General features: G+C 67.4%; 16 protein-coding genes. 11 read left to right on the top strand and 5 right to left on the bottom strand.

Annotated elements, in window-relative coordinates; genetic code table 11:
* Positions 1–65 precede the first annotated feature (65 nt).
* The 5 genes from hpf to V6M56_RS19975 all read left to right on the top strand — a co-directional run bounded on the left by hpf (position 66) and on the right by V6M56_RS19975 (position 4,141).
* Positions 66–653, top strand: coding sequence for a ribosome hibernation-promoting factor, HPF/YfiA family (gene hpf / locus V6M56_RS19995; protein ID WP_332686261.1), 588 nt, complete (start codon positions 66–68; stop codon positions 651–653).
* 86 nt (positions 654–739) lie between these two features.
* Positions 740–1,201 (top strand): PTS IIA-like nitrogen regulatory protein PtsN, encoded by a 462-nt coding sequence (gene ptsN, locus V6M56_RS19990; protein ID WP_332686259.1) that lies wholly within the window; start codon positions 740–742, stop codon positions 1,199–1,201.
* Positions 1,202–1,366: 165 nt separating this feature from the next.
* A complete protein-coding gene (locus tag V6M56_RS19985) occupies positions 1,367–2,995 on the top strand; it encodes a fumarate hydratase (RefSeq protein ID WP_332686321.1) in 1,629 nt (542 codons plus the stop codon).
* Complete coding sequence (locus V6M56_RS19980; protein ID WP_332686257.1) at positions 2,992–3,324, top strand: hypothetical protein; 333 nt, start codon at positions 2,992–2,994, stop codon at positions 3,322–3,324. Before V6M56_RS19985 ends, V6M56_RS19980 begins: the two co-directional genes overlap by 4 nt.
* 160 nt (positions 3,325–3,484) lie before the next feature.
* Entirely contained in the window at positions 3,485–4,141 is a 657-nt protein-coding gene (locus V6M56_RS19975) for an MBL fold metallo-hydrolase (protein WP_332686255.1), read from the top strand.
* 199 nt (positions 4,142–4,340) lie between these two features.
* Here V6M56_RS19975 and V6M56_RS19970 read toward each other — a convergent pair whose 3' ends face one another.
* Complete coding sequence (locus tag V6M56_RS19970; protein WP_332686253.1) at positions 4,341–4,859, bottom strand: DUF1993 domain-containing protein; 519 nt, start codon at positions 4,857–4,859, stop codon at positions 4,341–4,343.
* Positions 4,860–4,947: 88 nt separating this feature from the next.
* Positions 4,948–5,517, bottom strand: a complete 570-nt coding sequence (gene efp, locus V6M56_RS19965; protein ID WP_332686251.1) for an elongation factor P — start codon at positions 5,515–5,517, stop codon at positions 4,948–4,950.
* A 115-nt stretch (positions 5,518–5,632) separates the two neighbouring features.
* Between efp and epmA the strand changes: the two genes are divergently transcribed.
* Genes epmA through V6M56_RS19950 form a run of 3 tightly spaced genes read left to right on the top strand, consistent with a single transcriptional unit; the run spans position 5,633 to position 8,442 of the window.
* A complete protein-coding gene (gene epmA / locus V6M56_RS19960; RefSeq protein WP_332686249.1) occupies positions 5,633–6,697 on the top strand; it encodes an EF-P lysine aminoacylase EpmA in 1,065 nt (354 codons plus the stop codon).
* Positions 6,694–7,761 carry a lysine-2,3-aminomutase-like protein gene (locus tag V6M56_RS19955; RefSeq protein ID WP_332686247.1) on the top strand — a complete coding sequence of 356 codons (1,068 nt, stop codon included), beginning with the start codon at positions 6,694–6,696 and terminating at the stop codon, positions 7,759–7,761. The genes epmA and V6M56_RS19955 overlap by 4 nt, the downstream gene beginning before the upstream one ends.
* A gap of 33 nt (positions 7,762–7,794) precedes the next feature.
* Positions 7,795–8,442, top strand: coding sequence for a DsbA family oxidoreductase (locus tag V6M56_RS19950; RefSeq protein WP_332686244.1), 648 nt, complete (start codon positions 7,795–7,797; stop codon positions 8,440–8,442).
* 23 nt (positions 8,443–8,465) lie between these two features.
* On the opposite strand, the gene V6M56_RS19945 is transcribed toward V6M56_RS19950, so the two are convergent.
* Positions 8,466–8,834: a type VI secretion system tube protein Hcp gene (locus V6M56_RS19945; protein ID WP_332686242.1), complete on the bottom strand. Its 369-nt coding sequence runs from the start codon at positions 8,832–8,834 to the stop codon at positions 8,466–8,468.
* Positions 8,835–9,008: 174 nt separating this feature from the next.
* Between V6M56_RS19945 and pyrF the strand changes: the two genes are divergently transcribed.
* The 3 genes from pyrF to V6M56_RS19930 all read left to right on the top strand — a co-directional run bounded on the left by pyrF (position 9,009) and on the right by V6M56_RS19930 (position 10,456).
* Positions 9,009–9,716, top strand: coding sequence for an orotidine-5'-phosphate decarboxylase (pyrF, locus tag V6M56_RS19940; RefSeq protein WP_332686240.1), 708 nt, complete (start codon positions 9,009–9,011; stop codon positions 9,714–9,716).
* Positions 9,717–9,857: 141 nt separating this feature from the next.
* Complete coding sequence (locus V6M56_RS19935) at positions 9,858–10,145, top strand: DUF1330 domain-containing protein (RefSeq protein ID WP_332686238.1); 288 nt, start codon at positions 9,858–9,860, stop codon at positions 10,143–10,145.
* Between the two features lie 2 nt (positions 10,146–10,147).
* The gene (locus tag V6M56_RS19930) at positions 10,148–10,456 is read left to right on the top strand and encodes a DUF1330 domain-containing protein (RefSeq protein WP_332686236.1); all 309 of its coding nucleotides are present in this window, start codon (positions 10,148–10,150) and stop codon (positions 10,454–10,456) included.
* 258 nt (positions 10,457–10,714) lie between these two features.
* Here the strand turns inward: V6M56_RS19930 and V6M56_RS19925 are convergent, their stop codons facing one another.
* Both V6M56_RS19925 and V6M56_RS19920 read right to left on the bottom strand, forming a co-directional pair.
* A complete protein-coding gene (locus tag V6M56_RS19925) occupies positions 10,715–11,812 on the bottom strand; it encodes an NADH:flavin oxidoreductase/NADH oxidase (protein WP_332686234.1) in 1,098 nt (365 codons plus the stop codon).
* Positions 11,813–11,869: 57 nt separating this feature from the next.
* A complete protein-coding gene (locus tag V6M56_RS19920) occupies positions 11,870–12,808 on the bottom strand; it encodes an AEC family transporter (RefSeq protein ID WP_332686232.1) in 939 nt (312 codons plus the stop codon).
* Between the last annotated feature and the right edge of the window lie 71 nt (positions 12,809–12,879).

The raw sequence follows: 12,879 nt of genomic DNA, 5'->3' as shown, positions 1-12,879 counted from the left end.
ACCCCGTCCTTACCTCCAGTAGATGGTCGGCTACTGGCCATGGCGACAAGAAGGGGAAGCACTCCATGAGCTTGCGAATCTCCGGCAAGAATCTCGATGTCGGCGAGGCCCTGCGCGGCCAGGCCGAAGCGCGTGTCGCGGCGGCCCTGGGCAAGTATTACGAGGGCGGCTATCAGGGCCATGTCACCGTCGGCAAGGACGGTACCGCCTTCAAGACCGACGGTGTCCTGCACCTGTCCTCCGGCATCACGCTCGAAGCCTCGGCGGTCGCGCATGATCCCTATGCCAGCCTCGACAAGATGGCCGAGCGTATCGAGAAGCGGCTGCGCCGCTACAAGCGCCGGTTGAAGGATCGCTCCGCCGCGATGAACGGACGCGAGGCGGGACTCGAAATCCCCAGCTATGTGATTGCGGCTCCCGACCACGAGATCGAGGAGCATGACGCCGATCAGCCCGGCGAAAACCCGGTCATCGTGGCCGAATCGACCAAATCCCTGCACCGGATGACGGTTGGCGACGCGGTTGCCGAACTCGATATGACCGGCGCGCCTGTCGTCATCTTCCACCACGCTGGCAATGGCCGCATGAACGTCGTATACCGCCGCCGCGACGGCAATATCGGCTGGATCGATCCGCCGGCTTCTCTTTCTTGAAGTTCCGCCGCTGACGAATCTGGGCGCCCTGTCGGACTTGCCGGCTCGGTCCGGATTCCAGGCACGGGACATGCATGGATTGGCCTATGACGCTGACCGATCTTCTCCGGCCCGATGCGGTGATTTCGCCGCTACGCGCCAACAGCAAGAAGCAGGCGCTTCAGGAACTGGCACAGCACGCGGCTCTGCTCACCGGCCTGCCCGAGCGTGAATTGTTCGAGGCGCTGCTGCAGCGCGAGCGCCTCGGCTCGACCGGCATCGGGGACGGCATCGCCATCCCCCATGGCCGCATGGCTGGCATCGACAAGCTCGTCGGCCTGTTCGCGCGGACCGAGAAGGCGCTCGATTTCGAGGCGCTGGACGGGCAGCCGGTGGACATCATCTTCGTGCTGATCGCGCCCGAAGGGGCAGGCGCCGACCATCTCAAGGCGCTCGCCCGCGTCGCCCGCGTGCTGCGCAACCAGGCGGTGCTGGAGCAGGTGCGCCATGCGCATGATCCGGCGGCGATCTATGCCATCCTGGCCGAAACGGCGGCCAAGGCTGCCTGACCGGCAAGGCCGCCTGACTGGCAAGGCGGCTTGGCAAGGCCGCCTGACTGGAAAGCTTTCAGTCTGGGCTTGGAGGCCTCGGGCCGAGGGGCTATGACGCGGCGCAACGCCAAGGCGCCGCGCTCTTTCGCGCAGGGCGCCGCCGAATCGCCGGAGTGCCGCCCGATGGCCTACACCCATGTCGATCTTTTCCCGCTCGGCGAGGACAAGACCCCCTACCGTTCGCTCGGCAAGGAGGGCGTCGCGGTCGAGAAGCTCGGCGATCGCGAGATCCTGACGGTTTCGCGCGAGGCGATCCGCCGGCTCTCGGAGCAGGCCTTCATCGACATCAACCACCTGCTGCGGCCGGGCCATCTCGCCCAGCTTCAGAAGATCCTCGACGATCCCGAGGCGACCTCGAACGACAAGTTCGTCGCCTATGACCTGCTCAAGAACGCCAATATCGCCGCCGGCGGCGTGCTGCCGATGTGCCAGGACACCGGCACCGCGATCATCATGGGCAAGCGCGGCCGCAAGGTCTGGACCGATGGCGACGACGAGGCCGCGCTCGGCGAGGGCGTCGCCGATGCCTATTTCAAGCGCAATCTGCGCTATTCGCAGGTCGCGGCCCTGTCGATGTTCGAGGAGAAGAACACCGCGACCAACCTGCCGGCGCAGATCGACATCTATGCCGAGGGGCAAGGTCCTAACGACTCCGCCTATAAATTCCTGTTCGTCGCCAAGGGCGGCGGCTCGGCCAACAAGACCTTCCTGTTCCAGGCGACGCCCTCGCTGCTGACCAGGGAGCGGATGCTCGCCTTCCTGAAGGAGAAGATCCTGACGCTGGGCACGGCCGCCTGCCCGCCCTACCACCTCGCCATCGTCATCGGCGGCACCTCGGCCGAGCAGAACCTGAAGACCGTCAAGCTCGCCTCGACCAAATATCTCGACGCGCTGCCCACCAGGGGCTCGGCCAGCGGCCACGCCTTCCGCGATCTCGAGATGGAGGAGGAAATCCACAAGCTGACGCAGTCGCTCGGCGTCGGCGCCCAGTTCGGCGGCAAGTATTTCTGCCATGACGTGCGCGTCGTCCGCCTGCCGCGCCATGGCGCCTCGCTGCCGATCGGGCTCGGCGTCTCCTGCTCGGCCGACCGTCAGGCCAAGGGCAAGATCACCAGGGACGGCATCTTCCTCGAGGCGCTGGAGACCGATCCGTCGAAATACCTGCCCGAGGTCGACGAGGGCAAGCTCGGAGGCGATGTCGTCCGGATCGACCTCGACCGGCCGATGAGCGAGATTCTCGCGACATTGAGCAAATACCCGGTCAAGACCCGGCTCTCGCTGACCGGGACGATCATCGTGGCGCGCGATTCGGCCCATGCCAAGATCCGCGAGCGGCTGGAGAACGGCCAGGGCATGCCGGATTATCTGAAGAACCACCCGGTCTACTATGCCGGCCCGGCCAAGACGCCGGATGGCATGGCCTCGGGCTCCTTCGGCCCGACCACCGCCGGACGCATGGATTCCTTCGTCGATCAGTTCCAGTCCTTCGGCGGCTCGATGGTGATGCTGGCCAAGGGCAACCGCTCCTCGGCGGTGCGCGAGGCCTGCGCCCGCCATGGCGGCTTCTATCTCGGCTCGATCGGCGGCCCGGCGGCGCGCCTGGCGCAGGACTGCATCAGGAAGGTCGAGGTGCTGGAATATCCGGAGCTCGGCATGGAGGCGGTCTGGCGGATCGAGGTCGAGGATTTCCCCGCCTTCATCGTCATCGACGACAAGGGCAACGACTTCTTCAAGGAGCTGAACCTCGGATGATCGGCCGTGCCATCCTCACCCTGACGCTCGTGCTCCTGCCGACGCTGGTGCAGGCGCAACCGCGTTCGGCTCCGGCGAGTTGCTCGCGCGACCTCTTCCAGAACGAGGCGGCAATGCGCCAGCGCCAGTACCGCATGCAGCAGGTCGCCAATGCGGACCAAGGCACGCAATGCCAGGCCTGGCGCGAGCATGTCGTATTCATGCAGAAGGCCCGCGCCGTCTTCGCTACCTGTCAGAGCGGGCGCCAGCGCGAGCAGAATGTCGGCCAGATGGACCAGTCCCTCGCCGAATATCGCGTGCTGCTCGCCAATCGCTGCGGCAAACGCTAGAGCATCGGACCGAAAAGTGGAATCCGGTTTTCGGTTGAATCCGATGCTACAACAAAGAGCTAGACCGCCATGTCTGCGTCCGAATGGACGCACGGCGATCTAGCCGCGCCGGTTCGAAACAGATCAGAAAGCTCCGCGCATTTCAGCGAAAGGCCCCCGCATGACCGACCAACCGCAGGCCCCGCTCAGCATCGCCGTGGTGCCGGTGACGCCGTTCCAGCAGAACTGCTCGCTCGTCTGGTGCACGCTGACCAAGGAGGCGGCGATCGTCGATCCGGGCGGCGATGCCGTGCGTATCCAGGAGGCGCTCAAGGAGACGGGGGTCAAGCCGGTGGCGATCTGGCTGACGCATGGCCATATCGACCATGCCGGCGGCGCGGCCGAGCTTGCTGAGGTGCTGGCGCTGCCGATCATAGGCCCGCACGAGGCCGACAAGTTCCTGCTCGACGCCCTTCCCGAGCAGGGTTTGCGCTTTGAGATGCACGGCATCAAGGCGGTGGTGCCGACGCGCTGGCTCAGCGAAGGCGACAGCGTTTCGGTCGGCGAGGTCAGCTTCTCCGTGCAGCATGTGCCGGGCCATACGCCGGGCCACGTCACCTTCTTCCAGAAGGAGCTGCGCCTCCTGCTCGCGGGCGACACGGTCTTCGCCGGCTCGATCGGCCGCACGGACTTTCCCTATGGCAGCCATGCGACGCTGATCGCCGGCATCAAGGGCAAGCTGCTGCCGCTCGGCGACGATGTGCAGTTCCTCCCCGGGCACGGTCCGGCGAGCACGCTCGGCGAGGAGCGCCGCAACAACCCGTTCCTGCAGGGCTGACATGAAAATACCCGCCGCGAAGGGTCGCGACGGGTCTTTGAAATGGCCAACGGCCATGTCCGGAACGGGCGCGCGTACATCCGGCGTCACACGTTCGGCTCATGGCCGTCTTCAACGGCGCTGGAGGACAGTGGAACGCCCTCGACATCGCCGTGAACCCTAGATGGGGATGCAATCGCGGATTGCAAGCCCTCGCGGCTCAGGCGTCGAACACGCCCTTCAGGAAATCCTGCTTGCCGATCGAGAAGCAGTTCTCGCGCAGGATCGCGTAGGCCGTGGTGGCGTGGAAATAGAAGTTCGGCACGGCAAAGCGGGTGAGGTAGTCCGCGCCCTTCATGGTCACGGTCGCCGACTGGCCGCGCGGGAAGGTGACGTCCTTCTCGAGCCCGGCATCGAGCGCGCTCTGGTCGACGGCGGCGAGGAAGTCGAGCGTCCTGGCGATGCGCGCCTTGAGCTCCGCAAAGCTCTTCTCCTCGTCGGGGAAGCGCGGGTTCTCGCCGCCGGCGACGCGCGCCGCCGCGTTCTTGGCGAAGTCCGACATCAGCTGGATCTGCCGGGTGAAGGGCAGCATGTCGGGCGCGAGCCGGCTCGCCAGCAGCACCTCGGGCTGGATCTTGCGGGTTTCCGCCTCGGCCAGCGCCTTGTCGAGGATGGCGTCGAGCGCATTCAGGGTCTGGATGAAGCCGGCGAAGGCGGCGGCATGGGCGGAAAGCGGCATGGTCTGGCTCCAGAAATGGAAACGGGCCCGGAAGGGCCCGCTACCTCAATCTATAGCGCACGACCTGCGGGCAGGTCGCCCGGTCGGATCAATCTTTCGCGCGCTCGACATAGGAGCCGTCGGCGGTCATCACCACGATGCGGGTGCCGACGCCGATATGCGGCGGCACGGCGGAGCGCACGCCATTGGCGAGGATCGCCGGCTTGTAGGAGGAGGAGGCGGTCTGGCCCTTGGTCACCGGCTCGGTCTCGACCACCTCGAGCGTCACGCGCTGCGGCAGTTCGATCGCCACCGCCCTGTCCTCGAACACCGAGAGCGAGACCTTCATGCCTTCCTGGAGATAGGGCGCGAGATCGCCGACCACGTCGCTGTCGACATGGATCTGGTCATAGGTCTCGGGGTTCATGAAGACGTATTGCTCGCCGTCCTGGTAGAGATAGGTGAAGTCGCGATCCTCGACATAGGCGCGCTCGACCTGCTCGGTCGTCTTGTAGCGCTGCGTCATCTTCACGCCGTCGGCGATGCGGCGCATGTCGATCTGGGTGGTCGGGGTGCCCTTGCCCGGGAAGAAGCTCTCGGCCGAAATGACCGTGCAGAGATGCCCGTCGAGCTCGAGGACGTTGCCCTTGCGGACTGAGGAGGCGATGACCTTGACCACGTGAACTTCCTTGCTGGTGCGCGGCGGAGGGGCGCGCTATGCCGGTTTCGTCGCCGCGCAACTACCGCATTTGCGCGCAAAACGGAAGCTGGCTGACGGTTTTGCCAGAGGATCCATGAACGAAAACCACCCGCCCTTCTGGCGGCCGGGCATCCATGCCGACCGGCGCCCCGCGCTCATGGCGCGCGGCCGGGTCAAGGCGGCGCTGCGGCGCTGGTTCGAGGCGCGCGACTTCGTCGAGGTCGAGGCGGCGATCCTGCAGCACTCGCCCGGCAACGAGACGCATCTGCACGGCTTTGCGACGACGCTGATCGACGATGCCGGCGCCGGCCATCCCTATTACCTGCACACCTCGCCGGAATTCGCCGCCAAGAAGCTGCTGGCTGCCGGCGAGCGGCGCATCTTCGATTTCGCCCGCGTCTTCCGCAATCGCGAACGCACGGCGCTGCACCATCCCGAGTTCACCATGCTGGAATGGTATCGAGTGGGCGAGCCCTACGAGGCGCTGATGGCCGATTGCGCCGCCTTGCTCGCGGAAGCGGCCCAGGCGGCCGGCGCGACCAGCCTGCGCTGGCGCGGCGTCGAGGTCGATCCCCTGGCCGAGCCTGAGCGGCTGACGCTGGCCGAGGCCTTCGACCGCCATGCCGGCATCGACCTGCTGGCGACGCTCGCGGCCGATGGCGCGGCCGACCGCGAGGCGTTGGCAGTGCAGGCGACGGAGGCAGGCATCCGCCTGGCCGGCGACGACAGCTGGTCCGACATCTTCAGCCGCGTCCTCGCCGAGAAGATCGAGCCGCATCTCGGCCGCGGCCGCGCCACCATCCTGTGCGAATATCCGATCTCGGAGGCGGCATTGGCGCGGCCGAAGCCGGGCGATCCGCGCGTCGCAGAGCGCTTCGAGCTTTTTGCCTGCGGCGTCGAGCTTGCCAATGCCTTCGGAGAGCTGACCGATCCGGACGAGCAGCGCCGGCGTTTCGAGGCGGACATGGACGAGAAGCAGCGCATCTATGGCGAGCGCTATCCGATCGACGAGGATTTCCTCGCCGCGCTCGGCGCGATGCCGCAAGCTTCCGGCGTCGCGCTCGGCTTCGACCGGCTGGTGATGCTCTGCACGGATGCGCGCCGGATCGAGGATGTGCTCTGGACGCCGGTGGCCCGACCGGGCAGGGGAGAGGCATGACGATCCACCAGCCCCCCGGCGGCCAGCCCTTGCGCAATATCGAGGCGCTGATCGAGCGCGGCCTCGTCGCGCCGGAGCGGCGCGAGGCGCTGCAGGCCGTCGCCGCGCGCTACGCCGTCTCGGTGACGCCGGCGATCGCGGAACTGATCGACCCCACCGACGCTGCCGATCCGATCGCGCGCCAGTTCGTGCCGGACGCTGCCGAGCTTGAGACCTTGCCGGAGGAACTGGCCGACCCGATCGGCGACGCGGCGCATTCGCCGGTCGAGGGCGTGGTCCACCGCTATCCCGACCGCGCCTTGCTCAAGCTCGTCCATGCCTGCCCGGTCTATTGCCGCTTCTGCTTCCGCCGCGAGATGGTCGGCCCTGGCGGCGATGCGCTGACCGGGGCGAAGCTCGACGCGGCGCTCGCCTATCTCGCCGCCCGGCCGGAGATCTGGGAAGTGATCATGACCGGCGGCGACCCGCTGATCCTCTCGGGCCGGCGCCTGCGCGAGGTCGGCAGGCGGCTCGCTGCGATCCCGCATATCAAGGTCGCGCGCTGGCATACGCGCGTGCCGATGGTGCAGCCCGAGCGGGTCACGCAGGACTATGCGAGGGCGCTGCGCGTCCCCGGCAAGGCGAGCTATGTCGCCGTCCACGCCAACCATCCGCGCGAGTTCACCCCGGCGGCGCGCGAGGCGCTCGCCCGCCTCGCCGACGCCGGTCATGTCCTGGTCAGCCAGAGCGTGCTGCTCAAGGGCGTCAATGCCGATCTCGCGACGCTGTCGGCGCTGATGCGCGCCTTCGTCGAGAACCGGGTCAAGCCCTATTACCTGCACCACCCCGATCTTGCGCCGGGCACCAGCCATTTCCGGCTCTCGCTGGCGGAGGGCCAGGCGCTGGTCAAAAGCCTGCGCGGAACACTTTCCGGGCTGTGCCAGCCGACCTATATCCTCGACATCCCCGGCGGGGCCGGCAAGATACCGGTCGGCCCCGCCTTTCTCTCGGGCTGCGAGACGCCCGGCGCGCAGGGCTTCGCGGAGGATCGCCATGGCGACCTCCACGCCTATCCGCCGGCTTGAAAGCCCGCTGCGGCGCGCGCCAAGGAAGAAGCCATGCAAGACAAGCTGCCGATCGCGATCGTCTCCGATCTCGCCTGCCCCTGGTGCTTCATCGGCAAGGCGCGGCTGGAGACGGCGCTGGCCAATCTCGGCCTGACCGAGCGCGTCGCCATCACCTGGCTGCCCTATGAGCTCAATCCGGAGATGCCGGAAGAAGGCATGGATCGCACCGCCTATCTCGACGCCAAGTTCGGCCCCGGCAAGCGCAAGGAGATCGAGCTGCGCCTGTCCGAGGCGGCGCTGGAGAGCGGCGTCACCTTCAACTGGGCCGGGGTGAAGAAGAGCGTCAACACCCGCCTGGCCCATATGCTGGTCGCCGCTGCCGCGACCGTGCAGCGCGGCAGCGAGATGAAGGCGGCGCTGTTCAAGGCCTATTGGCAGGATGGCCGCGACATCGGCGATCTCGACACCCTGGTCGCGATCGCGGGAGAGGAAGGCTTCGACGAGCAGGCCGCCCGCGAGGAACTCGCCAATGACGAATTGCGCGAAACCGTGATCGGCCTGGAAGCGCATGCCCAGAAGGTCGGTGTCACCGGCGTGCCCTTCTTCATCGTCGACGGCAAGCTCGCGGTGTCCGGCGCGCAGACGCCCGATGTCTGGACGAAAGTCTTCGCGCAGGCGCTGAACGGCACGGCGTCCTAGCGGCCAGGCCCGAGCCTTCGCGGTCAGCTGAAGAGCCGCCAGCTGACGCTCGCGGCGTTGAGGCCGATCGTCTCGTATGGAGGCGAGCCGCCGGGGGAAGTGAAGCTGTACCCCGTGATGATCGTCTTCGAGAGCTTGTAGATCAGGTAGGGCGTGGGGCTGCCCTGTTTGCGATATTCGATCGTGACGGTCTCGAACTGGGTCCCGTCGTTTGCGTGCATCATCAGCTTCGCCGACAGGAAATCATGCTCCTTGGTGAAGGTGACATCCTCGGGCTGGGCCTGGGTGGCGATACCGCCGGGGGCGACCGTGGGGCGGGAATGGGCCAGTTGCGCGCTCACTGCTTCGCAACTGTCGCTGATCGGGCTGCTGAACCGGACATGGATCGGCATGACGGCTCCTCGCTACAGGCGCCCCGGGGGCTGATGGCGAAGGCATGGAAGCGGGGCTGATCCACCCCTGCTGCGGTCAAGATAGCGCATCGCATGCCCTTACGGAAGGCAGCTCGACCTTGCGTCCGCCGTCGAATCATGTCCCTTCGCCGCCGGGCAGCGAGGAGGCAGATCATGGCGCAGAAAATCAACGACCTCCGGGACCGCATGATCGTCGCGCTCGACGTGCCGACGATCTGGGACGCCTATCGCATCGTCTCGACGCTGGGCGACGAGGCGAGCTTCTACAAGATCGGCTACCGGCTCGCCTTCGCCGGCGGGCTCGACCTTGCCCGCCAGCTCGTCGGCGAGGGCAAGAAGGTCTTCCTCGACCTCAAGCTGCACGATATCGGCAACACCGTCACCGAGGGCGTCGAATCGCTGACCAAGCTCGGCGTCACCTTCCTCACCGTGCACGCCTATCCGCAGACCATGCGCGGCGCGGTCGAGGGCCGCGGCGAGGCGGCGCTGAAGCTGCTCGCGGTCACGGCGCTGACCTCCTATGACGACGGCGACCTCAAGGATGCCGGCTACGGGCTGGCGGTGCGCGATCTCGTGCGCATGCGCGCCCAGCAGGCCCGCATCGCCGGTGTCGACGGCATCGTCTGCTCGGCCGCCGAGACCGAGATCGTGCGCGGCGTCATCGGCCCCGACATGGTCATCGTCACCCCCGGCATCCGCCCGGCCGGCAGCGCGGCCGGCGACCAGAAGCGCACGCTGACGCCGGGCGAGGCGATCGCCGCTGGTGCCGACCATCTGGTGATCGGGCGTCCGGTCATCCGTGCCGCCGACCCGCGCGCCGCAGCGGCCGCGATCATGGACGAGATCGCCGGCGCCGCCTGAGGCAGCCGCATGCCGGGCCGGTCTGCGATCGGCTGCATATCCGGCTTTTGATTTTGCACGGGTTCTTTGCGCCGGGCCGATACCGCGCCGGCGCAAAGCGCGCTAGTCTTCGGGTTCACTCACGCAGGAACGGAAGCGGCAATGCCCAAGGGATATGTGATCGCGCGCGCCAAGGTCAGCAACGCCACGCAATGGGCGGCCTATGCCGCCAAGGCCTCCGAGGCGATCCGCCAGTATGGCGGCACGCCGATCGTGCGCGGCGGTCAGATGACGGTCGGGGAAGGCGAGGGGCGGGCCCGCAACATCGTCATCGAGTTCGCCGATTTCGCCGCGGCCAGGGCCTATGTGATGTCGCCGGAATATGCCGAGGCGCGCAAGCTGCGCGAGGGCGCCGGCGAGATCGACATCGTCGTGGTCGAGGGGGTCTGACCATGGCGAAAGGCTATTGGGTCGCCCGCGTCGACGTCCAGAACGAGGCGGAATACGCCACCTATCGTTCGCTCAACGCCATCGCCTTCGCCAAATATGGCGGCAAGTTCATTGTCCGCGGCGGCGAGTACAAGCTCGCCCGCGGCGAGGGCCGCAAGCACAATGTCGTCGTCGAGTTCAAGGACGAGGCGACGGCGCGCGCCTGCTATGATTCACCGGAATACCAGGCGGCGGTGCAGCACCTCGCCAAGGTCGGGCCGGTCGATCTCGTCATCATCGGCGGCTATGACGGAGCCCAGCCGGGCGATTGAGGTTCGCTTCGACCATGCGCGGGTTTACGCCGTCTTTCCGGGGCAGCCCGCAGGGCTGAGCCCGGAACCCATGAACACGACGGTTCCCGTCATTGCGAGGAGGCGTCAGCCGACGAAGCAATCCAGGGGTCTTCGAGCGAGCCCTCCTGGATTGCTTCGCTTCGCTCGCAATGACGCTCTTGCCAAATATGTCGTGTTTATGGGTTCCAGGCTCTTCGCTTGCGCGAATCCCCGGAAAGACGGCGCGGCTCTACCGCGTCAGCTCCCGAACAGCTCCTTCAACCGCGGCGGCTGCGAGCGCAGATACTGCTTCGGCGCCCTGACGCTGGCGCCGAGATGCGCCGCCGCATGCCAGGGCCAGCGCGGATCGTAGAGCATGCCGCGCGCCAGCCCGACCATGTCGGCCTCGCCGCCGGCGACGATCGCCTCGGCATGCTCATATTCGGTGATCAGCCCGACCGCGATGGTCGGCAGGTCCGTCGCCGCCTTCACCGCCCGCGCCAGCGGAACCTGATAGCCCGGCCCGAGCGGGATCTTCTGCTCGGTCGAGACACCGCCGCTGGAGACGTGGATGAAGCTCGCACCGCGCGCCTTCAGCGCCTCTGCGAACGCGATGGTCTGCGTGATCTCCCAGCCGCCCTCGACCCAGTCCGTGCCCGAGACGCGCACGCCGACCGGGATTTCGGCCGGCACCGCCTCGCGCACCGCCTCATAGACCTCGAGCGGAAAGCGCAGCCGGTTCTCCAGTGCGCCGCCATAGGCGTCGTCGCGCTGGTTCGACAGCGGCGACAGGAACTGGTGCAGCAGATAGCCATGGGCGCAATGGATCTCGATCGCCTGCAGGCCGAGGCGCACCGCGCGCCGCGCCGTGGCGGCGAAGGCTTCGCGCACGCGTTTCAGCGCCGCCGCATCGAGGGCCTGGGGCGGCCGGTCCTGCGGGTTCATCGGCAGGCCCGAGGGCGCGACAGTCTGCCAGCCGCGATCGTCGAGCGGCCTCTGCCGGCTGCCGTTCCAGGGTGAGTGGACGGAGGCCTTGCGGCCGGCATGGCCGAGCTGGATGCCGATCGGCATGTCGGAATGGCGCCGGACGGCGTCGAGCACGCGTCCCAGCGCCGCTTCGTTCGCGTCGTTCCACAGGCCGAGATCGTCGGGGCTGATCCGACCTTCCGGCTCCACCGCGGTCGCCTCGATGATCAGCAGGCCGGCGCCGGAGAGGGAGAGGTTGCCGAGATGGATCAGGTGCCAGTCGGTGGCCGAGCCCTCGTCGGCGGAATACTGGCACATCGGCGCGATGACGATGCGGTTCGGGAGCTGGAGCCCGCCGAGCGCGAGCGGGCGGAAGAGCTGGCTTGTCATGCGGTGTCTCTGGGGTTGCGGGCCATGGAAGGGCGAAGTGTCGGTCGGGCCGTCGGCTCAGCCCGAGACCAGCCAGATCGCGAACGGGAAGGTCAGCGCCGCGGCGGCGGTGGAGATCACGATGGCTGCCGCCAGCGGCCGGCTGTCGGTGTCGAAGCGCTCCGAGATCACGAAGACGTTGGCAGCGATCGGCAGCGCCGCATAGAGCACGCCCGCCTGCACCCAGAACGGGTCGAGCCTGAGCACGATCGCGAGCACGAACCAGGTCAGCAGCGGATGCAGCACGAGCTTGCCGAAGACGAGCGGCAGCACGCCCCGCAGCGGCAGCCTGCCTTCCCCGCTCCATTGCCAGGCGGCGACCCCGAGCACGAAGATGCCGACCGGTGCCGCCGAGGCGCCGAGGAAGACGAGGAAGCGGTCGATCGGCTCGGGAATGGCGAGCCCGCTGAGCGAAAGCGCGACGCCGCCCATGATCGAGAGCATGAACGGGTTGACGATGGTGCCGCGCACCAGCCTGAAGGCGATGCGCCAAAGCGAGCCCTTGCCGCGCCCGGCCTCGATCAGCCCGATCGCGAGGGGCACCACCAGCGCCGTGTCGCAGATCAGCCCGATTGCGATCGGCGCTGCTGAACTGTCGCCGAGGAAGGCCAGCATCAGCGGAATGCCGAGGAAGGCGAAATTGCCGCCGACCAGGCTCTGCCCGCGCGAAACCGCATTGGGGAAAGGCATGCCGAAGAGGCGGCGCGCCAGCAGGATGCCGCAACCCATCACCACGATGCCGATCAGCGCCAGCGCCGCGAAGAACAGGCTGTTCCAGAGCTCGGCGATCGGCTGGCGCGACATCACCCTGAGCACCATGGCCGGCGTCGCCACCATGAAGGCGTAGGTGTTGAGCACCCTGACCGCCTCGCTGCCGAACAGGCCGCGCCAGGCGGAAAGCGCGCCGAGCCCGATGACGGCGAAGAAGGGCGTGCTGGTGGCGAGGAATTGCAGCATCGGGAGATCCGCCGGCCCGGGAAGCGAGCCGTCGGCGCTGCGCTAGAGCAGGATGCGAAAAAGTGGAAACC

The sequence above is a fragment of the Allobosea sp. genome (genome assembly GCF_036675845.1).
Taxonomy (GTDB): Bacteria; Pseudomonadota; Alphaproteobacteria; order Rhizobiales; family Beijerinckiaceae; genus Allobosea.
Note: the sequence above shows the minus strand (reverse complement) of the source record. Positions and strands in the feature narration are given on the sequence as shown.

Excerpts from the sequence above, each read along its gene's own strand:
- hpf (WP_332686261.1), top strand. The coding sequence starts at position 66 with ATGAGCTTGCGAATCTCCGGCAAGAATCTCGATGTCGGCGAGGCCCTG.
- ptsN (WP_332686259.1), top strand. The coding sequence starts at position 740 with ATGACGCTGACCGATCTTCTCCGGCCCGATGCGGTGATTTCGCCGCTA.
- V6M56_RS19985 (WP_332686321.1), top strand. The coding sequence starts at position 1,367 with ATGGCCTACACCCATGTCGATCTTTTCCCGCTCGGCGAGGACAAGACC.
- V6M56_RS19980 (WP_332686257.1), top strand. The coding sequence starts at position 2,992 with ATGATCGGCCGTGCCATCCTCACCCTGACGCTCGTGCTCCTGCCGACG.
- V6M56_RS19975 (WP_332686255.1), top strand. The coding sequence starts at position 3,485 with ATGACCGACCAACCGCAGGCCCCGCTCAGCATCGCCGTGGTGCCGGTG.
- V6M56_RS19970 (WP_332686253.1), bottom strand. The coding sequence starts at position 4,859 with ATGCCGCTTTCCGCCCATGCCGCCGCCTTCGCCGGCTTCATCCAGACC.
- epmA (WP_332686249.1), top strand. The coding sequence starts at position 5,633 with ATGAACGAAAACCACCCGCCCTTCTGGCGGCCGGGCATCCATGCCGAC.
- V6M56_RS19955 (WP_332686247.1), top strand. The coding sequence starts at position 6,694 with ATGACGATCCACCAGCCCCCCGGCGGCCAGCCCTTGCGCAATATCGAG.
- V6M56_RS19950 (WP_332686244.1), top strand. The coding sequence starts at position 7,795 with ATGCAAGACAAGCTGCCGATCGCGATCGTCTCCGATCTCGCCTGCCCC.
- V6M56_RS19945 (WP_332686242.1), bottom strand. The coding sequence starts at position 8,834 with ATGCCGATCCATGTCCGGTTCAGCAGCCCGATCAGCGACAGTTGCGAA.
- pyrF (WP_332686240.1), top strand. The coding sequence starts at position 9,009 with ATGGCGCAGAAAATCAACGACCTCCGGGACCGCATGATCGTCGCGCTC.
- V6M56_RS19935 (WP_332686238.1), top strand. The coding sequence starts at position 9,858 with ATGCCCAAGGGATATGTGATCGCGCGCGCCAAGGTCAGCAACGCCACG.
- V6M56_RS19930 (WP_332686236.1), top strand. The coding sequence starts at position 10,148 with ATGGCGAAAGGCTATTGGGTCGCCCGCGTCGACGTCCAGAACGAGGCG.
- V6M56_RS19925 (WP_332686234.1), bottom strand. The coding sequence starts at position 11,812 with ATGACAAGCCAGCTCTTCCGCCCGCTCGCGCTCGGCGGGCTCCAGCTC.
- V6M56_RS19920 (WP_332686232.1), bottom strand. The coding sequence starts at position 12,808 with ATGCTGCAATTCCTCGCCACCAGCACGCCCTTCTTCGCCGTCATCGGG.